The organism is Streptomyces sp. NPDC048603, assembly GCF_043199475.1.
Lineage (GTDB): Bacteria > Actinomycetota > Actinomycetes > Streptomycetales > Streptomycetaceae > Streptomyces.
Genome location: NZ_JBICVY010000016.1, coordinates 69,255 through 95,218, shown reverse-complemented (window position 1 = coordinate 95,218; position 25,964 = coordinate 69,255). Strand labels below are relative to the sequence as shown.

20 protein-coding genes are annotated in these 25,964 nt (G+C 72.8%); 4 read left to right on the top strand and 16 right to left on the bottom strand.

Annotation, left to right across the window (positions count from 1 at the left end):
- Positions 1-732 precede the first annotated feature (732 nt).
- On the bottom strand, positions 733-2,892 hold the full coding sequence (locus tag ACGFQ9_RS32515) for a DEAD/DEAH box helicase (RefSeq protein ID WP_393578857.1): 2,160 nt from the start codon (positions 2,890-2,892) through the stop codon (positions 733-735).
- A 405-nt stretch (positions 2,893-3,297) separates the two neighbouring features.
- On the opposite strand from ACGFQ9_RS32515, the gene ACGFQ9_RS32510 reads away from it, so the two are divergent.
- On the top strand, positions 3,298-3,927 hold the full coding sequence (locus tag ACGFQ9_RS32510) for a hypothetical protein (RefSeq protein ID WP_393578855.1): 630 nt from the start codon (positions 3,298-3,300) through the stop codon (positions 3,925-3,927).
- 280 nt (positions 3,928-4,207) lie between these two features.
- Here the strand turns inward: ACGFQ9_RS32510 and ACGFQ9_RS32505 are convergent, their stop codons facing one another.
- The 3 genes from ACGFQ9_RS32505 to ACGFQ9_RS32495 are packed head-to-tail and all read right to left on the bottom strand — an operon-like array spanning position 4,208 to position 6,262.
- Entirely contained in the window at positions 4,208-4,852 is a 645-nt protein-coding gene (locus tag ACGFQ9_RS32505) for a hypothetical protein (RefSeq protein WP_393578853.1), read from the bottom strand.
- 59 nt (positions 4,853-4,911) lie between these two features.
- Entirely contained in the window at positions 4,912-5,622 is a 711-nt protein-coding gene (locus tag ACGFQ9_RS32500) for a ribonuclease HII (RefSeq protein WP_393578851.1), read from the bottom strand.
- 58 nt (positions 5,623-5,680) lie between these two features.
- Positions 5,681-6,262: a TetR/AcrR family transcriptional regulator gene (locus ACGFQ9_RS32495; protein WP_393578849.1), complete on the bottom strand. Its 582-nt coding sequence runs from the start codon at positions 6,260-6,262 to the stop codon at positions 5,681-5,683.
- 144 nt (positions 6,263-6,406) lie between these two features.
- On the opposite strand from ACGFQ9_RS32495, the gene ACGFQ9_RS32490 reads away from it, so the two are divergent.
- Positions 6,407-7,993 (top strand): MFS transporter, encoded by a 1,587-nt coding sequence (locus ACGFQ9_RS32490; RefSeq protein WP_393578848.1) that lies wholly within the window; start codon positions 6,407-6,409, stop codon positions 7,991-7,993.
- A 51-nt stretch (positions 7,994-8,044) separates the two neighbouring features.
- On the opposite strand, the gene ACGFQ9_RS32485 is transcribed toward ACGFQ9_RS32490, so the two are convergent.
- The 5 genes from ACGFQ9_RS32485 to ACGFQ9_RS32465 all read right to left on the bottom strand — a co-directional run bounded on the left by ACGFQ9_RS32485 (position 8,045) and on the right by ACGFQ9_RS32465 (position 13,403).
- On the bottom strand, positions 8,045-10,045 hold the full coding sequence (locus tag ACGFQ9_RS32485) for a DUF4153 domain-containing protein (RefSeq protein ID WP_393578847.1): 2,001 nt from the start codon (positions 10,043-10,045) through the stop codon (positions 8,045-8,047).
- 163 nt (positions 10,046-10,208) lie between these two features.
- Complete coding sequence (locus ACGFQ9_RS32480) at positions 10,209-11,201, bottom strand: ADP-ribosylglycohydrolase family protein (RefSeq protein WP_393578846.1); 993 nt, start codon at positions 11,199-11,201, stop codon at positions 10,209-10,211.
- Between the two features lie 11 nt (positions 11,202-11,212).
- The gene (locus ACGFQ9_RS32475) at positions 11,213-11,881 is read right to left on the bottom strand and encodes a histidine phosphatase family protein (RefSeq protein WP_393578844.1); all 669 of its coding nucleotides are present in this window, start codon (positions 11,879-11,881) and stop codon (positions 11,213-11,215) included.
- A gap of 58 nt (positions 11,882-11,939) precedes the next feature.
- Positions 11,940-12,545, bottom strand: a complete 606-nt coding sequence (locus ACGFQ9_RS32470) for a YdbC family protein (protein WP_393578843.1) — start codon at positions 12,543-12,545, stop codon at positions 11,940-11,942.
- Between the two features lie 33 nt (positions 12,546-12,578).
- The gene (locus ACGFQ9_RS32465) at positions 12,579-13,403 is read right to left on the bottom strand and encodes an arylamine N-acetyltransferase (RefSeq protein ID WP_393578842.1); all 825 of its coding nucleotides are present in this window, start codon (positions 13,401-13,403) and stop codon (positions 12,579-12,581) included.
- Positions 13,404-13,602: 199 nt separating this feature from the next.
- On the opposite strand from ACGFQ9_RS32465, the gene ACGFQ9_RS32460 reads away from it, so the two are divergent.
- The gene (locus ACGFQ9_RS32460) at positions 13,603-13,989 is read left to right on the top strand and encodes a VOC family protein (protein ID WP_393578841.1); all 387 of its coding nucleotides are present in this window, start codon (positions 13,603-13,605) and stop codon (positions 13,987-13,989) included.
- A gap of 41 nt (positions 13,990-14,030) precedes the next feature.
- Here the strand turns inward: ACGFQ9_RS32460 and ACGFQ9_RS32455 are convergent, their stop codons facing one another.
- The 3 genes from ACGFQ9_RS32455 to nrdR all read right to left on the bottom strand — a co-directional run bounded on the left by ACGFQ9_RS32455 (position 14,031) and on the right by nrdR (position 18,390).
- Positions 14,031-14,714 carry a DUF6215 domain-containing protein gene (locus ACGFQ9_RS32455; RefSeq protein WP_393578839.1) on the bottom strand — a complete coding sequence of 228 codons (684 nt, stop codon included), beginning with the start codon at positions 14,712-14,714 and terminating at the stop codon, positions 14,031-14,033.
- Between the two features lie 160 nt (positions 14,715-14,874).
- Positions 14,875-17,757 (bottom strand): vitamin B12-dependent ribonucleotide reductase, encoded by a 2,883-nt coding sequence (locus tag ACGFQ9_RS32450; protein WP_393578837.1) that lies wholly within the window; start codon positions 17,755-17,757, stop codon positions 14,875-14,877.
- Positions 17,758-17,880: 123 nt separating this feature from the next.
- Positions 17,881-18,390 (bottom strand): transcriptional regulator NrdR, encoded by a 510-nt coding sequence (nrdR, locus tag ACGFQ9_RS32445; RefSeq protein WP_393578836.1) that lies wholly within the window; start codon positions 18,388-18,390, stop codon positions 17,881-17,883.
- A gap of 528 nt (positions 18,391-18,918) precedes the next feature.
- On the opposite strand from nrdR, the gene lexA reads away from it, so the two are divergent.
- Complete coding sequence (lexA, locus tag ACGFQ9_RS32440; protein ID WP_365101790.1) at positions 18,919-19,713, top strand: transcriptional repressor LexA; 795 nt, start codon at positions 18,919-18,921, stop codon at positions 19,711-19,713.
- Between the two features lie 71 nt (positions 19,714-19,784).
- On the opposite strand, the gene ACGFQ9_RS32435 is transcribed toward lexA, so the two are convergent.
- Genes ACGFQ9_RS32435 through ACGFQ9_RS32420 form a run of 4 tightly spaced genes read right to left on the bottom strand, consistent with a single transcriptional unit; the run spans position 19,785 to position 25,818 of the window.
- A complete protein-coding gene (locus ACGFQ9_RS32435; RefSeq protein WP_393578834.1) occupies positions 19,785-21,755 on the bottom strand; it encodes an ATP-dependent DNA helicase in 1,971 nt (656 codons plus the stop codon).
- 39 nt (positions 21,756-21,794) lie between these two features.
- Positions 21,795-22,517, bottom strand: a complete 723-nt coding sequence (locus tag ACGFQ9_RS32430; RefSeq protein ID WP_393578832.1) for a GNAT family N-acetyltransferase — start codon at positions 22,515-22,517, stop codon at positions 21,795-21,797.
- A 5-nt stretch (positions 22,518-22,522) separates the two neighbouring features.
- Entirely contained in the window at positions 22,523-24,454 is a 1,932-nt protein-coding gene (locus ACGFQ9_RS32425) for an IucA/IucC family protein (RefSeq protein WP_393578830.1), read from the bottom strand.
- A complete protein-coding gene (locus ACGFQ9_RS32420) occupies positions 24,451-25,818 on the bottom strand; it encodes a diaminobutyrate--2-oxoglutarate transaminase family protein (RefSeq protein WP_393578961.1) in 1,368 nt (455 codons plus the stop codon). Before ACGFQ9_RS32420 ends, ACGFQ9_RS32425 begins: the two co-directional genes overlap by 4 nt.
- Positions 25,819-25,964: the final 146 nt, after the last annotated feature.

Genomic DNA, 25,964 nt, shown 5'->3' with positions numbered 1-25,964 from the left:
CCCTGCCGGAGCGACAGCCCGACAGGACCGACGATTCCTGTTCGCCACCGAGGAGGGGACCGCCGATGTGACGGAGTTCCTTCACCGCGACCGGCCCGGCCGGATTGAGCTCCTGACTGTCCGACGGCATCGGAGTCACACACACCTCTCGGGTGAGGGAAAGCGGTTCACGCCTTCCTCCGTGGGGGTTGCACACACACGGGCGGAGCATGCGAAGGCTGTACGGCGCCCACCGGCGCCGGCGACCGCCGCCGGCGCCGTACGGGAGCGGCCCGGCTCCGTACGGGAGCGGCCCGGCTCCGTACGGGAGCGGCCCGGCTCCGTACGGGAGCGGCCGGACGCCGATGGCGGGGGTCAGGCCGCCGCGTGGAGCAGCGCCGCCACCGGCCGGGCGTCCGTACCGGGGGCGACGCCGGATGGGCTCACACGGAAATGACTGCCGAATTCAACGACGCGGTATTCGACGCACTCCGCACGCACCATACCCATGGCCGAAATCGCCCCCAGACGACGCCGCAATCGATTCCACACCCGATCGCATTCTCATGCCCGTCGACATCTTCCGGGCACCGGGAAGTGGGCGAGCAGAGGCACGGCCCGACGATAACAACCCGGTGATGTGAATGTCAGCAATCGGATCCGATTGCAAAGCAACTTGGTGAAATCAGCACGACAAGCCCGTGAGGAATGCATGCTTCATGCCGGGCGAAAGGGAAATTTGACCGCAGATGCTCAGCCCGCCGCGGCGAGGACCAGCGGGAGGACCCGCTCGCTGCCCGCCCGGCGGAGCAGGCGGGCCGCCACCGCGAGGGTCCAGCCCGAGTCCGTGAAGTCGTCCACGAGCAGGACCGGGCCCGGGGAACCGGCCAGCGCGGCAGCCAGGTCCTCGGGGACGGCCAGGGCGCCGGACAGCGTTCCGAGGCGCTGGGCCGAATTGCTGCGCCGGGCCGTGTGCGCGCCGTCCGGCCCCGTGTACGCCAGGGTGCCCAGGAAGGGGAGGCGTCCGATGGTCGCGATGCCCCGGGCGAGGGAGCCGACCAGGTGCGGGCGCGTCAGGGACGGCACGGCGACGACGCCGACCGGCCGGGCGGAGGCATCGGGCACGTTCGGCGCCCAGCCGCCCGCGGAGCGCGCCCAGTCCGCGAGGACGGCCACGGCGGCCTTGAGGACGTCGTCGGGGACCGGGCCGTCGGGCGCGTTCTCGGCCAGCAGGGGGCGCAGCCGGTTGCCCCAGCCGATGTCCGAGAGCCGGCCCAGGGCGCGCCCTGTGGCGCACTGCTCGCCGGCGGGGATGCGTCCCTTGAGGTCGATGCCCAGGGCGGGCATCCCCGTGGGCCACATCCGCCGCGGCTCGACCTCCACTCCCGGGCGGTCCAGTTCCTTCACCGCCGCCGTCAGCGTCTCCGCCGAGACGCCGGATTCCGTCCAGGCGCCGGCGCAGTTGTCGCAGCGGCCGCACGGGGCCGCCCCCTCGTCGTCCAGCTGCCGGCGCAGGAACTCCATCCGGCAGCCGTCCGTGCCCACGTAGTCGCGCATGGCCTGCTGCTCGGCGGCGCGCTGCCGCGCCACCCAGGCGTAGCGCTCGGTGTCGTAGGACCAGGGCCGGCCGGTGCTCTCCCAGCCGCCCTTGACGCGCCGCACGGCACCGTCCACGTCGAGGACCTTGAGCATGGTCTCCAGGCGGCTGCGCCGCAGGTCCACCGCCGCTTCCAGGGCCGGCACGGACAGCGGGCGGCCCGCCTCGGCGAGGGCGGCGAGGGTCTGGCGGACCTGCGCCTCGGGCGGGAAGGCGGTGTCGGCGAAGTAGCGCCAGATCGCCTCGTCCTCCTTGCCCGGCAGCAGCAGCACGTCCGCGTGGTCCACGCCGCGGCCGGCCCGGCCGACCTGCTGGTAGTAGGCGATCGGCGAGGACGGCGAGCCGAGGTGGAGCACGAAGCCCAGGTCCGGCTTGTCGAAGCCCATGCCCAGGGCCGAGGTCGCGACCAGCGCCTTCACCCGGTTCCCCAGCAGGTCGGCCTCGGCCTGCAGGCGGTCGGCGTTCTCCGTGCGCCCCGTGTAGGAGGCCACCGGGAAGCCGCGCTGCCGCAGGTACGCGGTGGTCTCCTCGGCGGCGGCCACGGTCAGCGTGTAGATGATCCCGGAGCCCGGCAGCTCCTCCAGGTGCTCGGCGAGCCAGGCCAGGCGGTGCGCCGCGTCCGGCAGCTCCACGACTCCCAGCCGCAGGCTCTCCCGCTCCAGCGGGCCGCGCAGCACGAGGGCCTCGCCGGCGCCGGTGCCCAGCTGCTCGGCCACGTCCGCGGTGACCCGCGCGTTGGCCGTGGCGGTGGTGGCCAGCACCGGTACGCCGGGGGCCAGCTCGGCGAGCATCGCCCGCAGCCGCCGGTAGTCGGGGCGGAAGTCGTGCCCCCAGTCGGAGATGCAGTGCGCCTCGTCGACCACCAGCAGACCGGTGGTGGCCGCGAGCTTGGGCAGCAGCTGGTCCCGGAAGTCCACGGAATTGAGGCGTTCCGGGCTGACGAGGAGGACGTCGGTCTCGCCGCGCTCCACCTCCCCGTGGATGGTCTCCCACTCCTCGGGGTTGGCCGAGTTGATGGTCCGGGCCCGGATGCCGGCCCGCTCCGCCGCCTCGACCTGGTTGCGCATCAGTGCCAGGAGCGGGGAGACGATCACCGTGGGGCCGGCGCCGCGGCGGCGCAGCAGGGCGGTGGCCACGAAGTACACCGCCGACTTGCCCCAGCCGGTGCGCTGCACCACCAGGGCCCGGCGGCGCTCGACCACCAGGGCCGCCACCGCCTGCCACTGGTCCTCGCGCAGCCGTGCCGCACCCTCGGGGGCGCCGACGAGTCCGGCGAGGATGGCATCGGCTTCGGTACGGAGCTGCAGGTCGTCCATGCCCCCATGCAACCGGATGGCACTGACAATCGGCCAACTCACCCAGAGTAACGACCCCGGGGCAAACGGTCCGCGCGCCCGGCCGGCGATCGACCAAGGCCGGCCCCGGCGGCCCGCCGGGACGGCGCGATCGCCCCGACATGCGGGTTCGATCAGGTGTTTCCGCTGGTAATAGCGGTTCGCATGGAACGTGATGGGTCATCTTCGGCGTGGCGGGGCAAGGATATGAACGGCATACCAGCCAATTCCGGTCGGCGGCAGCAATTGCTCGTTGCCGCGCGCTGACGGGCCACGCGAGAATTGGAGGGCTCCCGCTCGGCTCGACGGCGCTCAGAACAGGGCCGCGCTGCGGCGCGCCCGCACCCAGCTGTGCCCGTCACCGGGCGTATACCCGAAGGGAGGACCGTGACCTTCGGATTCGCCCCGTCCGCGAGCTCGTCGTCCGCCACGGCCGCTCACGGCGCCGGACGGCACGGCCGAGTGCTGGAGCCCGCAGAGTGGACGGCCGCCGGAATTCCCCTGCTGCGCAATCCGCGTGAGGTGGTCAGCGGACTGCACTCACGGCACGCACCGGTGCCCGGCGTCGCGGTGATCGCCGTGCTCGGCCCGGAGGAACGCCTCGTGGCCAGCGCCTCCTTCACCCAGCGGACGGCTTCGGCCGACGGATGGGACTACCGCAACGCCCTGCTGGCCCGGCTGCGCCGGGTGATCCCGCACGATCTGCGGCGCCGGACCCCGGTACGGACGGCCGTGCTGCTCTACTGCCGTGACGGGGACGAACGGTGGACCGCGGAGGACGGGGCGTGGATGTGGGGGCTGCGGGACGCCTGCACCCTGCACGGGCTGCGCTGCGGTGCGTACATCACACTGACCCGGGAGGGCTGGCAGGTGCTCGGAGAGGGCCGCGGCGGACGCCGCCCCGATGCGGACTCCAGCCCCGTCGGGCTGGGTGAGGTCGTGACGGACCCGGTTCCGCTCACCCTGCGCACCGGCGGGGGCGCGGCCGAGCCGCTGCGCCGCACCGCCGCTCGCTGAGCACGCCGCTCGTCGAGCTCGCCGCTCACCGGAGCCGGCAGGCGCCGGACCGGCACGCGGCGGACCGGTACACGGCGACCGGTACGCACTGCCGCTGCCGCGCCGTCAGCACCCCGCGCGAGGTGCGGCGTACGGACGCGGACGGACGTACGGTCGCCCGCCGGCGGGGCGGGGGCCTGCGTCGGGACTCCGGTGTCCCGGCGCCGGGGGCTTGCGCGGGGCGGGCCGTGGCCTGCCCCGCTCCGAGACGCCCCCAGGGCCCCCTCCGGGGAACGGGGCGTCAGACGCCCGCCCCCAGCACGGCGTTGATCTGCTGCGGGTCGCCGCACACGATCAGCAGCGCACCGGCGCGCGCGAGCGCGGCCGGCAGGGCGCGGGAGGTCGCGTCGAGCGGCCCGCCGTTGACCGCGAACACCACCACGGGACGGCCGGCGGCCCGCTGCGTGTGCGCCGCGTCCGCGTAGAACACGTCGTCACCGGCGTCGTGCTGGGCCCAGTAGGCGGCCTCACCGAAGGACAGCTCGTGGGCGGCCCACGGGTGCTGTTCGCCGGTGGTCAGGAACAGGATGTCGCCCGGCGCGCGGCCGGTGTCGAGCAGCAGGTCGACGGCTTCCTCGGCTGCGTCCAGCGCGCCCTCGGCCGAGGCCGGGATGAGCTGGACCTGCGGCACCGCGGCGGAGACCGAAGGGGCTGCGGGGGCGGGTCCGGGAGTGGCTGCCCGCTGCGCCGGCGGGGCGGGCCTGGGGGCACCGCCCGCGCGGTTCGCCGCTGCGGGGGACGGACCGGGGCGCCCGGGCCGCGGGACGGCGGCGGGACGCGGACCAGGTACGGGGCGGGGGGTCTGCGCGGTGCGGCTCGGGGCCGGGGTGACGCGGGGACCCTGGGCACTCTCGTGAATCTGAGGCTCCTCGGGGGTGAGAGGCATGGGTTGATGTCTATCAAACACCGGTACGAAACGTACCGGTGGGTGGCACATGGGCGCGATCAGAAATCGAAGCCGAGCTGGCCTCCGGTTTCCAGTTCCAGCGATTCCTCGCTGCGGCGGATCTTCTTGAGGTGCCGCCACCGGGGCAGTCCGTCCATGTACGACCACGAGAGGCGGTGGTACGGGGTGGGCCCCAGTTGTTCAAGTGCCGCCCGGTGCACGGGCGACGGGTAACCGGCGTTCGCGGCGAAGCCGAACTGCTCGATCCCGTCGGCGCCTTCGCCGAGTGCGGCCATCATCCGGTCGCGACGGACCTTGGCGATCACCGAGGCCGCGGCGACGGCGACGCAGGACCGGTCGCCCTTGATCACCGTACGGACCCGCCAGGGCGCGCCGAGATAGTCGTGCTTGCCGTCGAGGATCACCGCGTCGGGCCGGACCGGCAGCGCCTCCAGCGCGCGGACCGCGGCCAGCCGGAGGGCGGCCGTCATGCCCAGCTCGTCGATCTCCTCCGGGGAGGCGTCGCCGAGGGCGTACGCCGTCACCCAGCCCTCCAGCACCTCGGCCAGCTCGTCACGCCGCTTGACGGTGAGCAGCTTGGAGTCGGTGAGTCCGTCCGGCGGCCGGCGCAGTCCGGTGATCGCCGCGCACACGGTGACGGGGCCGGCCCAGGCCCCTCGTCCTACTTCGTCGACCCCGGCGATGACCTTGGCGCCGGTGGTAGCGCGGAGGGAGCGTTCGACGGTGTGGGTGGGTGCTTCGTACGGCATGGCGCCAGCAAGGTTACGCCCGTCGGTGCCGCCTGCGACACCCCGGCCCGGACCGTGGTCACCCGCGGAGCAGCGGTACCAGCACCTGGTCGGCGAATTCCTCGATGTCCGAGTTCGGCCATTCGCTTCCGCACACCTTCGAGCGGTACATCATCATCGCCGGAATCACGTCCGCGACGTACTCCCCGCGGGCGTCCGCACGTACGTCACCTCGCGTGATTCCACGCTCGACGAGCAGCCGGAACACCTCAGCCGAGGGCCGGACGAGCCGGTTGAAGATCAGGCCCTGGAAGCGTTCGACGCCCGTTGAGTCGCATTCGTGAAGGACGGACCTCAGGGCTTCCCCGGACCGGGAGTGCATCACGTCACGCATCCACCGGCAGAGCTGGACCAGGTCCCCCCGGATGGACCCGGTGTCGGACGCCTCCAGCAGCGGGGGCAGCCGCGCCTCGAGCGCGTCGGCGACCAGGTCGGCCTTGCTGGACCAGCGCCGGTACACGGCCGCCTTGCCCGTGTGCGCGCCGGCCGCCACGCCCTCCATGGTGAGCGATTTCCAGCCGACCTCGCAGAGCTGCTCGATGGCGGCGTCGATGATCGCCCCCTCCAGCTCGGCACCCCGCCTGCGCACCGGAACCACCATCACACACACCTCCGCCCGGCTCGGGGAAACCGCCAACCGGGCGCGCAGCGCCTGTCGTTCGCGCACCCGTCGCACACGATTTCAGCCTTAGGGAACGCTTGCGTACCCTCGCGCAGCCATCCTACGGTGGCATCTAGTGAACGGATGCGTTCACTATTTCACCTTGGGGGATCAGTAGTGACAAGGACACAAGTGGCCGCGGCCCGAATACCGGGAGCGGCCCGCCGGGAAGGACGCCCCGGCATCGCGCTCACCGTCATCGCAGCCTGTCAGCTCATGGTCGTGCTCGACGCGACCATCGTGAACATCGCGCTCCCGCACATCCAGACGGCGCTCGACTTCTCGACCACCGGCCTGTCCTGGGTACTCAGCGCCTACACCCTCACCTTCGGCGGACTGCTGCTGCTCGGCGGCCGGGCCGGCGACATCCTCGGCCGCCGCCGGGTCTTCCTCGCCGGAATCGCGCTGTTCACGCTGGCCTCGCTGATCGGCGGCTTCGCCCAGGAGCCGTGGCAGCTGCTGGCCGCCCGCGCGCTGCAGGGCGTGGGCGGCGCGATCGCCTCGCCGACCGCCCTCGCGCTGATCACCACGACCTTCCCGGAAGGCCCCGAACGCAACCGGGCCTTCGGCGTCTTCGCCGCCGTCTCGGCGGGCGGCGGTGCGATCGGCCTGCTCGCCGGCGGCGTGCTCACGGACTGGCTCGACTGGCGCTGGGTGCTCTTCGTCAACGTGCCGATCGGTGCCCTGATCCTCTTCCTGACCCCGCTCTACATCAGCGAGTCCGAGCGGCACCCCGGCCGCTTCGACATCGCGGGGGCGCTCACCTCCACCCTCGGCATGGCCTCGCTCGTCTACGGGTTCATCCGTGCCTCCGAAGAGGGCTGGCGCGACGGGTTCACGGTGGGCTCCTTCGTGGCGGCCGTCGTCCTGCTCACCCTGTTCGCCGTGATCGAGTCGCGGGCCAAGGAGCCGATCACCCCGCTGCGCATGTTCGCCGACCGCAACCGCGCCGGCACCTACCTGATCATGCTCAGCCTGGCCGCCGCGATGTTCGGCATGTTCTTCTTCATCGTCCAGTTCGTGCAGAACGTGCTGGGCTACTCCCCGACCGCCTCCGGCTTCGCCTTCCTGCCGGTGACCGCCGCCATCGGCATCGCTGCCGGGCTCTCGCAGCGGCTCCTGCCCCGCTTCGGCCCGAAGCCGTTCATGGTCACCGGATCCGGCCTCGTCGCGATCGGCCTGGGCTGGCTCACCTTCATCGACACCGACAGCTCGTACGTGTCCGGGATCCTGGGCCCGATGGTGATCTTCGCCTTCGGCATGGGCCTGAACTTCGTCACCCTGACGCTGACGGCCGTCTCCGGGGTGGCCTCGCACGAGGCGGGCGCCGCCTCCGGACTGCTCAACGCCAGCCAACAGGTGGGTGGTTCGCTCGGCCTGTCGATCCTGGTCACGGTCTTCGGCACGGCGGCCCGCGAGGAGACCACCGAGCAGCTTCCGGCCTTCGCCGCCCAGGCCACGCCCGAGCAGATGGCGGTCTTCAAGGAGACCGGAATGATGCCGGGCCCGGCCGGCCACCAGGTGCTCGCCGTCGGCATCTCCGACGCCTTCACGGCGGCCGTGGGCATGGCCCTGCTGGCCCTGCTCGTCGCCCTGATCGTGATCCGGGTCCGCAAGAGCGACCTCGCGGCCCTCAACGGCAGCGCGGCGGCCGGGGGTCCGGCCCACTGACGGCGCTCCGGGGCACCCCGCCCCGCTCGGCACCCGTGGCCCCGTCCCGCTCTAGTACTCGTAGCGGTCCGCGAACGCCCCCAGCCGCGAGCATTCCTCGTACGAGGCGCTGACCGGGCGCTTCTCCAGGATCCGCAGGGCCCGCTGCTCGCCCAGGCTCGTCGCGTACCAGGGCGCCCGGCCCCGGTCCGCCAGGTCGTCGTTGATCCCGCGCAGGGCACAGGACCGGTACGGCTCGGGCAGCCGGTCCAGCGCGGGCACCGCGTCCGCCGACAGGGACTGGAAGTAGGCGAGGTCGATCGCCCCGTCCTTGTCCACCGCCTTCTCGAACCGGGCCACGTTCCGCTCGGCGATCAGCCCGTCCGGGGAGGCCAGCCCGAAGGCCAGTACGGCGGCGCCCGCGCTCGCCACCACCGCGCGGGGCAGCCACCGGGCGCCGAACACCCCGGCCGCGACGATCAGTACGATCACCAGCCCGAGCCACAGCTCCACGGCGGCCACCGAGAGCCGCAGCCGGGTCAGCCCGTAGGCGTCCACGTACAGGTCCATGCGGCGCAGGGCCGACGCGACCACGACGAGGGTCAGGACGCACAGCGTGCCCAGCACCGCGCGCACCAGGCTCCGGTCGCGGGGGCCGGAGCGGGGCGCCCAGCGCAGCGCCAGGGCGATCACCACCAGGGTCAGCAGAGTGGCCCAGAGCAGTTGCCAGAAGCCCTGCCGGGCGTATTCCGCGTACGTCAGACCGGTACGCTCCAGCACCCGGTCGTAACCGCCGAACAACACCGTCAGCTGCACCGTGTTGAACCCGGCGAAGAGCAGGTCGAGCACGATCAGCGGGATGGCCCACTCGGCCCGGGAACGCGGCTTCGCGGGGGCGACCCGGATCCGGTCCCAGCGCAGCGGGCCGGCCGCGGCCCGGGCGGCGGCCACCGCCGCGACCACGCCGAACAGGAAGAGCAGCACCCGGAACGGCCCGTCCCCGACCGACACGTCGGGAGCGAGCTCACCCAGCAGATCGGCGAAAGCTGCGTCGGCCGAGGCGAACAGGGCGCCGAACAGAACCAGCAGCACCACGGCCACCGCCGCGGCCCGGACCAGCGGCCACCAGCGGTCGCGGCTCCCGCCGCCCAGGCCGCGCACGCCCTGCCAGGCCCAGGCGAGACCGGTCGGCGCGGCGTCGAAGAAGCCGAGCGGGGCCAGCAGCACCCCGGGCCAGGTCCGGCTGCCGTGCAGGGCGAGGGCGCCGAGGCCGACGGCGGCGAACACGGCCAGGACGGCGGGCCAGCCGGCGTCCCGCAGCGCGGGCACGGCGAGCAGCGCGAGACAGCCCAGCGCCCAGGCCACGGTCCACGCACGGGCCTTGCGGCCGGCGGTACGGGCGGCCGCGTACGCGGCGAAGGCGGCCGGGAGCACGGTGATCAGCAGCCCGATACCGAGCCCGTCGCCGAGCAGCAGAGCGGCGGCGAGGCCGGTGCCGTGCACGCCCCAGAGGGTGGCCGGCCGGACCGGGGCGGGGTCGGCCGGGCGGATCACGGCGGCCCATCCGTGCTGCGCGGGCCGGATCCCGGCGTGGCCGGGGCGGCCGGGGAGGCCCGCGTGCCCGGAGGAGTTGGCACGGCCCGGCGCACCCCAGGGGCTGCCGTGCCCCGCCTGACCGGCGTGCCCCGATGCCCCTGCGGGTGTGGGAGGTTCAGCGGATCCGGTGGATCCGGTGAGTCCGGTGGAGCCGCCGGCAGCCAGTTGCCCTGCGGGCCCGGTGTGCCCCGCCCGGCCGGCGTGCCCCACCGCTCCGGGCTCGCCCGGCTCCGACGGAGTGCGCCAAGCCGGGTGGGGCTCATGCGCCCGCCCGGCCTTCCGCGCGGGTTTCCCCCCGGCCTCCTCGGGCCGCTCGGCCCGCCCGGTCGGCTCCGCCTCGCTGGTCGGCTCCGCCTCGCCGGCCGGCTCGGCAACGCCGGCCTCGCTGGCCGGCCCGGCCATGTCGGCCTCCTCGGGCCGCTCGGCCCGCTCGGCCGGTCGGTCCTCCGTCGCGCCGTCGTCGCGCTGTTCCGGCATCGATGCCCTCCCCTGTCGGCCGCCCCGGGATCCGCTCCGGGGCGTCCAAGCGGTCAGGGTAGGCCGATGACCTGCGGCTTCATCCCGCCGCGGAGCGCGCTGTGGCAGGACCGTGACAAACGGAGGCCGGTGCGGCGGATGCGGTCCCGGAGTCCGGACCGGTTCAGGCCGCCGCCTCCGGCAGCCACGCCGGCAGCGCCTCGGTCCGGGACAGCCAGTCGGCCGGGACCAGGCCCTCGCCCCGCGCCCCGAGCACCCCGCCCACGATGGCGCAGGTGGTGTCCACGTCCCCGCCCGCCTGCGCGGTGGTCCAGAAGGCCCGCTCGTAGTCGTCCAGCGAACGGGCCGCCGACCACAGGGCGAAGGGCACCGTGTCGTGCGCGCTGGTACGGCGGCCACAGCCCAGCACCGCCGCCACCGTGGTCGCGTCGCCGTAGTCCAGCATGTCCTTGGCCCGGCGCAGTCCGGCGCCCACCGCACTGCGCGGCACCAGCGCGATCACCCCGTCGAGCAGGTCGGCCGGTGCGGGCGGCCCCGCCGGAGCGGCCGCCAGGGCGGCCGCCGCGGCCACCGCCATCGCCCCGCACACCGCCTCACGGTGCTGGTGGGTGGTGTACGCGGAGATCTCCGCCTGGTGCGTTGCCTGTTCGGGGTCGTCGGCGTACCAGGCGCCCAGCGGCGCGATCCGCATGGCCGCGCCGTTGCCCCACGAGCCCTGCCCGTTGAACAGTTCGGCGGCCAGCGTGCGCCAGTCCCCGCCCTCCCGGATCAGCCGCAGCATCCGGTTCACGGCCGGTCCGTAGCCGCGGTCGAAGTCGTGGTGCTCGGCGAAGGACGCGGCCAGCGCGTCCTGGTCGATCCGGCCGTGCCCGGCGAGCACGGCGGCCACCGAGCAGGCCATCTCCGTGTCGTCGGTCCACTGCCAGGGGCCGGGCGGCAGCTCGCGCCTCTTGAGCAGCGGGTAGTTGGCGGGGACGAAGAACTGTGAGCCCAGCGCGTCACCCACCGCCAGGGCGCGCAGACTGGCCAGTGCGCGGGCGTAGCGGGGGTCGGCGGCAACGCCGGAGGGGGCAGGGCCGGAGGGCGCGGGGCGGCCGGAAGGGGCAGGGCTGCCGGAAGAGACAGGAACGTCGGAAGAGGAGTCAGCGGTCGTCATCGCGGGTCACTCTAGTCGGCTCGGTCGTCCAGGTCGTAGGTCTCGGGCGTGGTCCACCGCTCGAACGGGCGGTCCAGACGGTAGCGCCCGTCCGCTCCCAGCTGCAGGATCCGGTCTTCGCCGTTGCCCGGGTTCGACAGGCACTCGAACTCGGCCACGGACCAGTGGAACCAGCGCATGCAGAAGAGCCGCATCGTCAGCCCGTGGGTCACCAGGAGCACGTTCGGCGGGTGGTCAGGCTGCTCGAAGCTCCGGTACAGGCTGTCCAGGAAGGAGCCCACCCGGTCGTACACGTCGGCTCCGGACTCCCCCTGCGCGAACCGGTAGAAGAAGTGCCCGTAGGCGTCCCGGTAGGCCTTCTGCTGGCGTACGTCCTCCCGGTCCTGCCAGTTCCCCCAGTCCTGTTCGCGCAGCCGCGGCTCCTCGCGTATCCGCACCAGCGCCGGGTCCAGCCGCAGCTCGCGGAAGGTCTGCAGGGTGCGCCGGTACGGGGACACGTACGCGCTGACGGGCTCCTCGCCGAAGAGCGCGCGCAGCCGCTCGCCCGCCTCTACCGCCTGCCGGTGCCCCTTCCGGGTCATCCGCAGGGCGTGATCGGGCGCGCGCTCGTACACCGAGTCGTCGGTGTTGCCCTCCGATTCCCCGTGCCGGAGGAGGACGATGCGCTGTGGGCGTGCCATGCCCCGACCCTAAATCGCACACCGCCCCGAGGACGAACGCAGCACGCCGGTAGGACCATCAGACCGTCCAGGTCGGCTCCAGGTCGACGACGTCCCCGGTCAGCGCCTCGACGTCGGCCTCGGTCTGCGCGCGCAGCGACAGCCGTTCGACCCTTTCCTGCCGGTACTTGCCGTGCTCGGCCGCCGACTTCCACATGGACAGCACCAGGAACTCGCGCCCCGGCGCCTCCCCGAACAGGCCCCGCACCATGCCCGGGGACCCGGCCATGGCCGGGTTCCACACCTTCTCCTGCATCAGCGCGAAGTGGTCGACCCGGCCGTCGCGGACCCGCGTGTGCGCGACCCGGATCACGTCGGCGTCGGTGAAACGCGGCTCGAAGCCGGTCTTCACGTCGAAGCGGTGATCGAAGAGCGTGCTGCGCCGACCCGTGTAGGTGCCGTTCTGCGCGGCCGCCAGCCGGTCGTACGAGCGGGCCATGAAGGAGTCGTAGAAGGCCCGGCTCTCCCAGAACGCGAAGATGTGCGCGACGCCCTGCCTCCCCCGGCTCCAGCCACCGCCCTGCCCCCTGAATCCCGGCTCGCCGGGCAGCCCGGCCCATTTCCGCTGCCCACGCTCGAACCCCCGTCGATCCGTCACCGTGCAGCGAATCCACTTGACCAGCACCGGACCATCGTACGGGCCCGGGACCGGCCGGGGTCAGTCCTCGGCCGGGTACCTCCGCAGGAGTTCCACCGAGTCCCGATCGGACAGCCGGATCCCGAACTCCCGGTCGAGCAGCGGGAGCAGCTCCCCGGCCGGCACGGTGCGCCGCACGGCCGGGGCCCGGCCACCGGCCGGCAGGACGGTCAGCCGGTCGCCGATCAGGGCGGTCCGGGCGGACTCGGCCGTCCGCTGGACGATCAGCTGCCGGGTGAAGGCGGCCCGGGGGTGGGAGGAGCTGTAGTGGTTCATCAGGACCCAGTCCACGGGGTACATGCGCTGCGGAGAGAAGGCGTACAGGTCGCGCCACTCCCCTTCTCGCAGGAAGCACAGGGCGAGGATGCCGTCCTCCTCCTCGCGGATCCGGTACGTCCATTCCCCCTGCCGGACGTCGGTGCCGGCCCGGCCCAGCGGCACCGGCTCCAGCGGACCCTGGTGGCCGAAGCCCGCGTCGCACAGCCAGGGCCCGCCGTCCAGCGTGACCACGAGGAGGGCGTGGGTGACGGGCATCAGGGCGCCGCGGGTGCGGTTGCGGGCGGCCCGCCCGGAGACCCGGAAGCCGATCCGTTCCAGGGCCGCGGCGAGGAGGGAGTTCTGCTCGTAGCAGTACCCGCCGCGGCCGCCGTGCACCAGCTTGTCCTGGATGCTCTTGAGGTCCAGCCCGACCGGGCGGCCGAGCAGCACGTCCAGGCTCTCGAAGACGATCGTCCGCACGTGCGCCCGGTGCACCCGGCGCAAGGTGTCCAGGTCGGGGGCGAGTTGCCCCGCGTACCCGATCCGCGCCAGGTAGGCCTCCAGGTCCAGCTCGTCACCGCTCCACATGACTCCCCCGACTCTCCGGTCCGGTCCGGTCCCGTCCAGGACCATGATCACCCTTCGGGCGTGCCGCACGGGCCCGGACGGGTGATCCTCGCCGTCCGCGGCCGGCCGGACCGCGTCGCCCGCCTCGGGCGGCGGCCCCGGGCGGTCTCATGGCAGGAGCCACCTGCACCGGGGCGGCCCGCCGGAGAAGGGAACCAGCATGTTCGGGAACACCGAGGCATTCAGCAGTTTCGCCGTGGACGACATCGAGCGGGCCAGGCGGTTCTACGGCGAGACCCTCGGACTGCGCGTCACCGACGAGTCGATGGGGGCCCTCCTGCTCCACATCCCCGGCGGCCGCCCGGTCTTCGTCTACCCCAAGGACGGGCACACCCCGGCGACGTACACGGTCCTCAACTTCCCCGTCACCGACATCGACACGGCCGTCGACGAGCTCACGTCCCGCGGGGTCACCCTCGAGCGCTACCCGCAGTTCGAGGCCGACGAGAAGGGGATCACCCGCCGCGGCCCCGAGGGCGGCCCGGCGGCGATCGCCTGGTTCACCGACCCGGCCGGCAACGTCCTCTCCGTCATGCAGGAGAACTGAGCGGGGAACGGGCGGAGGGCGCGGAGGGCCCGCGCCCCGGCTCAGCCGTTCTGCCAGCCCGGGAGCGTCGGCAGGACCTTCTCGGCCACGCTCAGCAGGGTCGTGTCATCGGGCATCAGGCTGCCGCTCTGCCGCCAGATGATCACCTCGTAGAAGCCGCCGCCGTCCTTCGCGTCCCTGGCCACCGCCAGGGAACGGGCCATGGGGCCTTGGCCGGAGGTGGCCTTGCCGCTTCCGCCGAGGTTGAAGCCGATGGCGAGGGTCCGGCTGGAGTAGAAGACCGCGGGACGCCCCAGGACCGTCTGCTTCTGTACGTCCGAGCCCAGCAGCGCGGCCGATTCGACCCGGAGCTCGTAGTCGACCCCGATCTCCACGTGGTGCTTCTCGGTCTCCACGGTCGCCTCCGGCGCAGCCATCTTCTTGGCACTGCCGAAGGTCTGCCAGTCGCCCGTGCCACTGGCGGATCTCACCCGGTCCTCCGGGGCGCCCAGGAGCGTGGGCAGGTCCGGCCGGTTCAGCGCCGCGCACAGCTGCGCCCCGGAGGCGTACTGAGCCGGCAGCACGTCCGTGGAGACGGAGCACTTGGCCGGGCCGTCCGCCTCCTTCTGATCGGCCGCCTGCATCGACCAGGCCCCGGCCGCGAGGCCCCCGACCAGCACCACGGCCGCGATCACCTGCGCCGGCGCGCTCATGCCCTCGTTCGCCACTGCCACCCTGTCGGCCATGTCCCCACCCCCCGTGCACGCGCCCCCTGCGCGCGCCGGGCAGCCTAACCCGTGATCGTTACCCGACGGTAGACCTGTCTCACCTGCTGCTTTCCCGTGCGGGTACGCCGAAGGGGACCGGCCGCGGGCCGGTCCCCTTCGTGTCACCTATCGGTCAGGCTCAGCTGCAGCCGCTGGTGGAGCCGCAGCCCTCGCAGATGTAGCAGGAGCCGGCGCGCTGCATCTTCGTGCCGCACGAGAAGCAGAGCGGGGCGTCGGCCGAGACGCCGAGCTGCATCTCGACCAGTTCCGCGTTGGTGTGGGCCACCTTCTTCGGAGCCGGGACCTCCACCACCGGGACGGCCGGGACGGCCGCCAGCGGGGCGGACTGCGCCAGGGACTCGGTGTCCAGCTCCTCGTCGAGCGGCTCGTAGGAGCCGGTCTCCAGGTGGCGCTGGCGCTCCTCGGCGGTGTGGATGCCGAGTGCCGAGCGGGTCTCGAAGGGCAGGAAGTCCAGGGCCAGGCGGCGGAAGATGTAGTCGACGATCGACTGCGCCATCCGCACGTCCGGGTCGTCCGTCATGCCGGCCGGCTCGAAGCGCATGTTGGTGAACTTCGAGACGTAGGTCTCCAGCGGGACGCCGTACTGCAGGCCGACCGAGACGGCGATGGAGAAGGCGTCCATCATGCCCGCGAGGGTGGAGCCCTGCTTCGACATCTTCAGGAAGACCTCGCCCAGGCCGTCGTCCGGGTAGGAGTTGGCGGTCATGTAGCCCTCGGCGCCGCCGACCGTGAAGGAGGTGGTGATGCCCGGGCGGCCCTTGGGGAGGCGCTTGCGGACGGGACGGTACTCGACGACCTTCTCCACCGCGGTGCGGATGGTCTCCTCCGCCTTGGCGGTGACCTCGGCCTTCTCGTCCTCCTTCTTCTTCGCGGAGAGCGGCTGGCCGACCTTGCAGTTGTCGCGGTAGATCGCCAGGGCCTTGACGCCGAGCTTCCAGGCCTCGAAGTAGATCTCCTCGACCTCCTCGACGGTCGCCGACTCCGGCATGTTGACCGTCTTGGAGATGGCGCCGGAGATCCACGGCTGGATGGCGGCCATCATGCGGACGTGGCCCATCGGGGAGATGGAGCGCTCGCCCATGGCGCAGTCGAAGACCTCGTAGTGCTCGGTCTTCAGGCCGGGCGCGTCCACCACGTTGCCGTGCTCGGAGATGTGGGCGACGATCGCCTCGATCTGCTCCTCCTGGTAACCCAGGCGGCGCAGGGCCTGCGGGACGGTGCCGTTGACGATCTGCATCGAGCCGCCGCCGACGAGCTTCTTGAACTTGACCAGGGCCAGGTCCGGCTCGACACCGGTGGTGTCACAGGACATCGCCAGACCGATGGTGCCGGTCGGGGCGAGCACGGACGCCTGGGCGTTGCGGAAGCCGTTCTTCTCGCCGAGGCGGAGGACGTCCTGCCAGGCCTCGGTGGCCGCGGCCCAGACCGGGGTGTCCAGGTCGTCGGTGCGCGGGGCGACGGCGTTGGCGTCGGCGTGCTGCTTCATGACGCGCTTGTGCGGCTCGGCGTTGCGGGCGTAGCCGTCGTACGGGCCGACGACGCCGGCCAGCTCGGCGGAGCGCTTGTACGCGGTGCCGGTCATCAGCGAGGTGATGGAGGCGGCGAGGGTGCGGCCGCCGTCGGAGTCGTACGCGTGGCCGGTGGCCATCAGCAGGGCGCCGAGGTTGGCGTAGCCGATGCCCAGCTGGCGGAAGGCGCGGGTGTTCTCGCCGATCTTCTGGGTCGGGAAGTCCGCGAAGCAGATGGAGATGTCCATCGCGGTGATGACCAGCTCGACGACGTTGGCGAAGCGCTCGACCTCGAAGGACTGGTTGCCCTTGCCGTCGTCCTTGAGGAACTTCATCAGGTTCAGCGAGGCGAGGTTGCAGGACGTGTTGTCCAGGTGCATGTACTCGCTGCACGGGTTGGACGCGGTGATGCGGCCGGACTCGGGGCAGGTGTGCCAGTGGTTGATCACACCGTCGTACTGGATGCCCGGGTCGGCACAGGCCCACGCGGCCTCGGCGAGCTTGCGGAACAGCGCCTTGGCGTCGACCTTCTCGATGACCTCGCCGGTCATCCGGGCGCGCAGGCCGAACTCGGTGCCGTTCTCGACGGCCGTCATGAACTCGTCGTTCACGCGGACGGAGTTGTTGGCGTTCTGGTACTGGACGGACGTGATGTCGTCGCCGCCCAGGTCCATGTCGAAGCCCGCGTCGCGCAGGGCGCGGATCTTCTCCTCCTCTTTCACCTTGGTGGCGATGAAGTCCTCGACGTCCGGGTGGTCCACGTCGAGCACGACCATCTTGGCCGCGCGGCGGGTGGCGCCGCCCGACTTGATCGTTCCGGCGGACGCGTCGGCGCCGCGCATGAAGGAAACCGGGCCGGAGGCGTTGCCGCCGGAGGAGAGGAGCTCCTTGGAGGAGCGGATGCGGGAGAGGTTCAGGCCGGCACCGGAGCCGCCCTTGAAGATCATGCCCTCTTCCTTGTACCAGTCGAGGATCGACTCCATGGAGTCGTCGACGGACAGGATGAAGCAGGCGGAGACCTGCTGCGGCTGGGGCGTGCCGACGTTGAACCACACCGGGGAGTTGAAGCTGAAGATCTGGTGCAGCAGGGCGTAGGTCAGCTCGTGCTCGAAGATCTCGGCGTCGGCGGGGGTGGAGAAGTACCCGTACTCCTCACCGGCCTTGGTGTAGGTCTTCACGATCCGGTCGATGAGCTGCTTCAGACCGGTCTCGCGCTGCGGGGTGCCGACCGCGCCGCGGAAGTACTTGCTGGTGACGATGTTGACCGCGTTCACCGACCAGAAGTCGGGGAACTCGACGCCGCGCTGCTCGAAGTTGACCGAGCCGTCGCGCCAGTTGGTCATGACGACGTCACGGCGCTCCCAGACGACCTCGTCGTACGGGTGCACACCGGGGGTGGTGTGGATGCGCTCGATGCGCAGGCCGCCCTTGCCCGCCGACTTTGCACCCTTCGCGCGGGAACCGCGTGCCGGGCCGCTCGCCGTCTCTGTCATGCTGCCGCCTCCCATATGCGGGCAAAAACGCCCTGATGTGCCAGCAATATTCCGTGGCACGGTCTGACTTGATCTTCATGTGGCTTTGTGTGCGGACTGACGGGCCGCTGTGCGGCCGCCCGGTCAGTCGGCGGCGGAGGCGGGCGCGGGGACCGGACCGGTCCCGGCGGGCTCGCTCACTCCACCGTGATGCCGCTGTCGCAGTTCCGCGATGGCGGCCTCGAAGTCTTCCAGCGTGTCGAACGCTCTGTAGACGGACGCGAAGCGCAGGTACGCGACGAGGTCGAGCTCCTGCAGGGGGCCGAGGATGGCCAGGCCCACGTCGTGGGTGGTCAGCTCGGCGCTGCCGGTGGCGCGCACGCACTCCTCGACCCGCTGGCCGAGCTTGGCGAGGGCGTCCTCCGTGACGGGCCGCCCCTGGCACGCCTTGCGCACGCCGGAGATGACCTTGGTACGGCTGAAGGGTTCGGTGACGCCGCTGCGCTTGATCACCATCAGTGACGCCGTCTCCACCGTGGTGAAGCGGCGGGAGCAGTCCGGACACTGACGGCGACGACGGATCGACGTGCCGTCATCCGTGGTGCGGCTGTCGACCACGCGGCTGTCGGGGTGCCTGCAGAAGGGGCAATGCACGGTTCTCCCACCCTCCCTCACGGCACGACTGAATGGCCCAGGGCAGCCCTGTCCAACAGCGCGGCGGCTGTGGTGTGGGCTCCTGAGGCAGCCACCAGCATATGCGATCCCGGGCGTCTCAGAAGCCACTGGGAGCACAACTGGTGGGTGACTTCGACCATCCAACCACTAGATCTTGTGTTTCGCAGGACCTGAACCCCTACCGCGTGTCGCGGGACGGAATGACCGGTTTCGGGGCTCGGGACTGCCAGACTGGGTGCCGGCCCGGGCGACACGGGCCCGGACGGGGGCCGTCCGACCGGGAAGGGTACCGTAAGGATGCGGTGCCGGACCGAACCCGCGTTCGGCACCCAGGCCACCGGCCGTTACGGAGCCCGGCACCCCGGATTCCGGTCTATACACCTCTTACGGTCGTCACGTAGAGCAATCTGCGATTTTTCACTCGAACGTGTGTTTGGCGCAACCTTTCGAAAGCAACTACCGTTGTCCAGCCAGGGGAGAACATTCCGTTCGAGAGGGGCCGCCGACGTGACCACCACCGCAGACAGTGCCACCATCACTGCCCAGAACCGCTCCCAGAGCCGAGTCGAGCCGGTGCATGCCATGACTGACGCAAGCCTGAACCCCGACGGGGAGGCCTCCGTACGCCCCGCGCGCTCGCTGCCCGGACGACCTCCCGGGATCCGGGCCGACAGCTCCGGACTCACCGACCGGCAGCGGCGGGTCATCGAGGTCATCCGCGACTCGGTGCAGCGGCGCGGTTACCCCCCGTCGATGCGGGAGATCGGCCAGGCGGTGGGCCTGTCCAGCACGTCCTCCGTCGCGCACCAGCTGATGGCCCTGGAGCGGAAGGGCTTCCTGCGCCGCGACCCGCACCGCCCCCGGGCCTACGAGGTCCGTGGCTCGGACCAGCCCAGCTCGCAGCCCACGGACACCACCGGCAAGCCCGCCGCCTCGTACGTGCCGCTGGTCGGCCGGATCGCCGCCGGCGGCCCGATCCTGGCCGAGGAATCCGTCGAGGACGTGTTCCCCCTCCCCCGGCAGCTGGTCGGCGACGGCGAGCTCTTCGTTCTGAAGGTCGTCGGCGACTCGATGATCGAGGCCGCCATCTGTGACGGCGACTGGGTCACCGTCCGCCGCCAGCCCGTCGCGGAGAACGGCGACATCGTGGCCGCCATGCTCGACGGCGAGGCCACGGTCAAGCGCTTCAAGCGCGAGGACGGCCATGTCTGGCTGCTCCCGCACAACTCCGCCTACCAGCCCATCCCCGGCGACGAGGCGACCATCCTCGGCAAGGTCGTCGCCGTGCTGCGGCGGGTCTGACACCCCGCTGCCCCTGGCGAACCCCCGGAACCCACTGCGCCGGTTCCGGGGGTTCTGGCTGTTGCGAGGGGCTACTTGCCGTCGGCCTTGGCGGCGGTGTCGATGGCGGAAAGGGAGCGGCGGACCTGGTTGCGGTCCGTGGTGTACCAGAAGTCCGGGAGCGAGGACTTCAGGAAGCCGCCGTAGCGGGCCGTGGACAGCCGCGGGTCCAGCACCGCCACCACACCCCGGTCCCCGGAAGCGCGCACCAGCCGGCCCGCGCCCTGCGCCATCAGCAGGGCCGCGTGCGTGGCCGCGACGGCCATGAAGCCGTTCCCGCCGTGCTCCTCGACCGACTTCTGCCGGGCGCTCATCAGCGGGTCGTCCGGACGGGGGAACGGAATCCTGTCCATGACCACCAGCTGGCAGCTGGGTCCGGGCACGTCCACGCCCTGCCACAGCGACAGCGTGCCGAACAGGCAGGTCCGGGGATCCGCCGCGAAGTTCTTGATCAGCTCGCCGAGGGTCTCCTCGCCCTGGAGCAGGATCGGGTGGTCCAGCCGGGTCCGCAGCTCCTCCGCGGCCGCCTTCGCCCCGCGCATCGAGGAGAACAGGCCCAGGGTGCGGCCGCCGGCCGCCTCGATCAGCTCGGCCAGCTCGTCCATCATGTCGCCGCGGGTGCCCTCGCGGCCGGGCGTGGCCAGGTGTTTGGCGACGTAGAGGATGCCCTGCTTCGGGTAGTCGAACGGCGAACCGACGTCCAGGCCCTTCCAGACCGGTACGTCCTCGCCCTCCACGCCCTCCGGCGAGAGACCCAGCGAGGCCGCGACCCCGTTGAAGTCCCCGCCCAGCTTCAGGGTGGCCGAGGTGAGCACCACCGAGCGGTCCTCGAACAGCTTCTCCCGCAGCAGGCCGGACACCGAGAGCGGAGCCACCCGCAGGGTCGCTCCGAAGCGGTCATGGCGCTCGTACCAGACCACGTCGTACTCGGAGCCCAGGGTGATCCGCTCCGCCACCGCGTGGATGTTCTCCACCGAGGCCAGCGCCTGCTTGCGGACGGCGTCCTCGTCGGCCATCGACTTGTCCCGGGTCGCGCCGATCCGCGAGATCACCTCGCGGGCCGCGTCCCGCAGCGAGAGCAGGGCGTACCCCAGGTCCTCCGGGACGGTCTCCAGACGGCCCGGCAGGGCCAGCTCCATGATCCGCTCGAAGGACTCGGCGGCGGTCTGGAGGGTGTCCGCGGACTTCTCGTCGACCAGCTTCGCCGCCCGCTTCACCGCCCGGTTGACCTGCCCCGGGGTGAGCTCGCCGGTGGCCACACCGGTCACCCGGGAGACCAGCTCGTGGGCCTCGTCCACGATCAGCACCTCGTGCTGCGGGAGCACCGGAGCGCCCTCGATGGCGTCGATGGCGAGCAGCGCGTGATTGGTGACGACGACGTCGGCCAGCTTGGCGCGCTCCCGGGCGGCCTCGGCGAAGCACTCGGCGCCGTACGCGCACTTGCTCGCGCCCAGGCATTCCCGGGAGGAGACCGAGACCTGGGACCAGGCCCGGTCGGAGACGCCCGGGGTGAGGTCGTCGCGGTCGCCGGTCTCCGTCTCGTCCGCCCAGTCGCGCAGCCGCAGCAGGTCCTGGCCGAGCTTGCTGCTGGGGGCGGCCGCCTCGAACTGGTCGAAGAGGCCCTCTTCCTCGTCCTGCGGCGCCCCCTCGTGCAGCCGGTGCAGGCACAGGTAGTTCGAGCGGCCCTTGAGCATGGCGAACTGCGGCCGCCGGCGCAGCTGCGGATGCAGCGCCTCGACCGTACGCGGGAGGTCCCGCTCGACCAGCTGGCGCTGCAGGGCCAGGGTGGCCGTGGCCACCACCACGCGCTCGCCGTGCGCGAGGGCCGGCACCAGGTAGCCGAGGGACTTTCCGGTGCCGGTGCCGGCCTGGATCAGCCGGTGCGCGTTCTCGTCGATCGCTTCGGCGACGGCTTCGGCCATGGCCACCTGGCCGGGGCGCTCCGTGCCGCCGACGGCGGTGACGGCGGCGTGCAGCAGGTCGGGGAGGGAGGGCTTCGTCATAGCACTGACAACCCTACGCGGCTCCACCGACACCGGTGGTCAGAGCAGCGTACGGAGGGCGCGGTCACGGATCATCAGGGCGGCTCGCTTGTCCGGCAGGTCGATCTCCGCGGCCAGCCGGAATCCGGAGTTGAGGAAGGCGGTCACGGAGGGCGTGTTGCGGAGGTCGGGCTCGGCGACGACCCGGGTGCAGCGGGGCCGGTTGTCGAGGATCAGGTCGGCGACGGCCCGCAGCAGAACGGTGCCCAGGCCGCGGCCCCGGTCGGTGGCCTCGCCGATCAGCACGTGGATCCCGGTGTCGTGGGGGCGGGCCGGGTAGTGGGCGGCGAGCGGGTCCCGATCGGCGCGGTAGATCTCCCAGTAGCTCATCGGGGTGCCGTCGAGCAGGCCGAGACAGGGGATGCTGCGGCTGTCCCCGGCCAGCAGGGCGCTCAGGTGGGCTGCGGTCACCAGGCTGGGGCCGCTGAGCCCCCAGAAGGCAGCCACCTCCGGGTCGTTCATCCAGCGGGCGATCAGCTTCCGGTCACGGGCGGGGCGTACGGGTTCCAGCCGGAACAGGCCGGCCCGGGTGGTGACCGGGCCCCAGTCGGCGGGGCTGTCCAGGAGGTCCGCCTCGGCGAGCCGGGGCAGCAGTTCCGGGGTGAGCGGCCGGGCCTGGGCGGGTACGGCGCCCGGCGGGACGGCGGTCTCCGGTGCGGCGGCGGTCTCCGCTGCGAGGGCCGTGCCCGGTGCGGTGGCGGGGCTGATGTGGATCGAGGTCATGGCGGTCACCCGTGGAGGGGGTTGGGGATGGTGACGTAGACGGACTGGGTGTCGACCGGCCCGACCAGCTCGTCGAGGCCGCCCACCCGGGTGAGCAGGTTGGCCTTGCAGCGCAGGGTCGGGGAGTCGAGCAGCAGGGCCGGCAGCGGGCCGAGGCCGGCGGCCTTCCCGAGGAAGCCGCGGAAGGCGGCGAGCAGGACCCGCTCGTCGGCCAGGCCCTGCGAGCCGAGGGCGCCGATCAGGCCGAGCACGTTGTTGACGCCCAGGTAGTAGGCGAAGCGTTCGTCGGTGACGGCGTCGGAGACGAAGGTGTCGCTCACGGCGCCGACGCCGGGGAGCCAGGCGTCGAGGACGGAGCGGTGGGACTCGCGGAAGTAGTAGCCCTGGTTGTCGCGGTAGCGGCCGCCTACGGGCCAGCCCTCGGCGTCGATCAGGACCAGGGTGTTCTGCTGGTGCGCTTCCAGGGCGATGCCGGCGATCGCGTCGAGCCCGAGCACGGGCAGGACCACGTGGTCGAGGTAGCGGAGGAACCACTCGGCGGCGACGGCCGGGGTCGGGCGCCCGGTCCGCGCGGCGAGCCGGGAGACGGCCTCGGCGAGCCGGGAGCCCAGGGTGCTCCGGCCGGGCCGGGGGCGCAGCGCGGTCAGCCCGGCGACGCAGAGGGCCTGCTCGCCGGAGCGGAACGGGTTGTGGCGCAGCACGGCGTCGAGTCCGGGGACCGGAGTGGCGGCTCCCCTGCCGTCGTGGACGTCCACGCCGACCCAGGCGGGGTCGCGGACGATGTCGAACCCGGGATGGGCGGCCTGCCACCGGTCGGCCAGGCCGGTCCGGAGCAGCCGGTGCACCTCGACCCCGCGGTGCAGTTCCTTGCGGAGGTTCTCCCGGCGGGAGTTGGTGATCGGCAGGCCCAGGGAGAGCTTCAGCATCGCGGGGCCGGCCGGGCGGTGGACGGTGCGGACGGAGGAGGTGGGGTACCAGGGCGCGCCGAACGGGCCGAGGTCGTGGAGCAGTCCGGCGTCCAGGAGGGCTGCGACGGCCGGCCGCCGGAGCGCCTCGCGGGCCTGCCAGGGGTGCAGCGGGAGGGGGGTGGTGCCGACGGGCAGCGGGAGTCCGGGGGCGAGACGGGCCAGCAGGTGTCCGGCGGGGAGGGCGCGTCCGCCCTCGGTCCACGCGGAGTCGGTGGCGAGTACGGAGGGGGCGACGGCCACCCAGTGGAGCGGGAAGGAGCCGTGGAGCTCCGGTGAGTAGCGGCGGGCCTCGCTCTCGGTGAGCCCCTCCCGGCTCTTGGGGGTCGGGTGGAGGGGGTGGCCGAAGACCAGGGACTGTTCGGCATGGAGGAAGGGGTCCCGGCCGACGGGGGCGGGCGGCTCGGGCCTGGCGCGCCGCTCGGCGAGGAAGGCCGCCGTACGCCGGACCGAGTCGGCGACCCGGCCGACCAGGTCCGCCCCGGGCGGGGCCGGTGCAGCAGGAGCGGCCGGTGCCCCCGTCGCTCCCGGTGCACCGGGAGCGACGGGGGCGGCCGGGCCGCCGCGACCGGCCTCGCGGACCAGGAGTGCCGCGGTGGTGACCGCGTCCAGGGCGGGGGCGCCGGCCGGGGCGCCGTCGATCCGCGCCGGCCCGAAACGGTGCCAGCCGGCCGCGGACCAGTGCCGTACGGGCACGAGCAGGGCGATCCCGGAGGCGGGCAGCGGGATGCGGAGCGGGCCGTCCCCGGCGGGCCGGGCCAGGGCCCGCTCGCGCACCCAGCAGCGGAGCAGGTTCTCCACCGCGGCGGAGTCGGCGGCGGCGGCCGGGTCGGGATGGTCCAGCGGGTCGGCCGGGGCGGCGGACCCCGCGGCGGGGGCGGTGGTGCGGGGCGGGAGGGAACCGTCGTTCTGGCGCGGGAGACCGGCGTGCGGGGTGCCGGTGGAGCGGAACGGATCGGGTGTGGAGGTCACTGCGGGTTCCTTGGGGTGAGTCGGCGGTGCCGGGCCCGTTCGGCGGCGGCCACGGCGTCGGCGAGCCGGTCCAGCACCGCCGTGGCCTGCTCGTCGGTCAGGGTGAGCGGGGGCAGCAGCCGTACGACCGCGCTGTGGCGGCCGCCGAGCTCGACGATCAGCCCGCGGTCCAGGCACTCCTGGCGGACGGCGGCGGCGAGCGCCGGGGCTGCGCCGTTCCCCGGGGTGTCCGGGTCGTCCGGGTCGGTGAACTCGATGCCGATCATCAGGCCGCGGCCTCGGACCTCGGCGACGCAGGGGTGGGCGGCGGCGAGGCCGTGCAGGGCGGCGAGCATCCGGGCGCCCAGCGCGGCGGCGCGTTCGGCGAGACGGTTCTGCCGGACGTAGGCGAGGGTGGCGGTGCCGGCCGCCATGGCGAGCTGGTTGCCGCGGAACGTTCCGGCATGCGCGCCGGGCTGCCAGACGTCCAGGTCGGAGTGGTACACCACGACGGCCAGGGGCAGGCTGCCGCCGATGGCCTTGGAGAGCACCATCACGTCCGGGACCACGCCGGCGTGGTCGACGCCCCAGAAGGTGCCGGTGCGGCCGACCCCGGTCTGTACCTCGTCGGCGATCAGCGGGATGTCGCGCGCCTCGGTGATCGCGCGCATCCGGCGCAGCCAGTCGTCGGGGGCGGGCAGCACTCCGCCCTCGCCCTGCACGGCTTCGAGGATCATCCCGGCCGGCCGGGGGATCCCGCTCTTGGGGTCGTCGAGCAGGCTTTCGGTCCAGTGGGCGGCCAGGGCCGCGCCCTCGGGGCCGCCCACGCCGAACGGGCAGTGACGGTCCTGCGGGAAGGGCAGCCTGGTCACCCGGCCCTCGCGCGCGCCGCCGGACGCGGCCAGGGCTCCGGCGGTCATCCCGTGGTAGGCGCCGGTGAAGGCGAGCAGCCCGGAGCGTCCGGTGGCGGCGCGGACCAGGGTGAGCGCCGCCTCGACGGCGTCGGTGCCCGCCGGGCCGCAGAACTGGATCCGGGCGTGCGCGGCCAGTGCGGGCGGCAGGTTGGCGAACAGTTCGGTGGTGAAGGCGTCCTTGACGGGGGTGGCCAGGTCCAGGACGTGCAGCGGGGCACCGGAGTCGAGGACCCCGCGGACGGCTTCGAGCACCACCGGGTGGTTGTGCCCGAGCGCGAGGGTGCCCGCGCCGGAGAGGCAGTCCAAATAGCGGCGTCCGTCGGCGCCTTCGATGGTGAGGCCGCGGGCCCTCACCGGGACGATCGGGAGGGCACGGGCGTAGGTGCGCGCCGCCGACTCGCGCAGGGACTGCCGGCGCAGGATGGCCTCGGGCGCGGCTTCCGCCGGGCCGTCAACTTCCGTTCCGGCCACGGTGGTCCCGGCGTCCGCGGTCGCCCGCTCCACGGCCCGTTCGGTCAAGGCGGCCACCTCTGTCGCACCTCCCGCGTGCATGGCTCGTCGAAGGCTGGATCGTCGAACAGGAGCGCTGTCGCGCTTCCCCCGTACGTACCAACGAC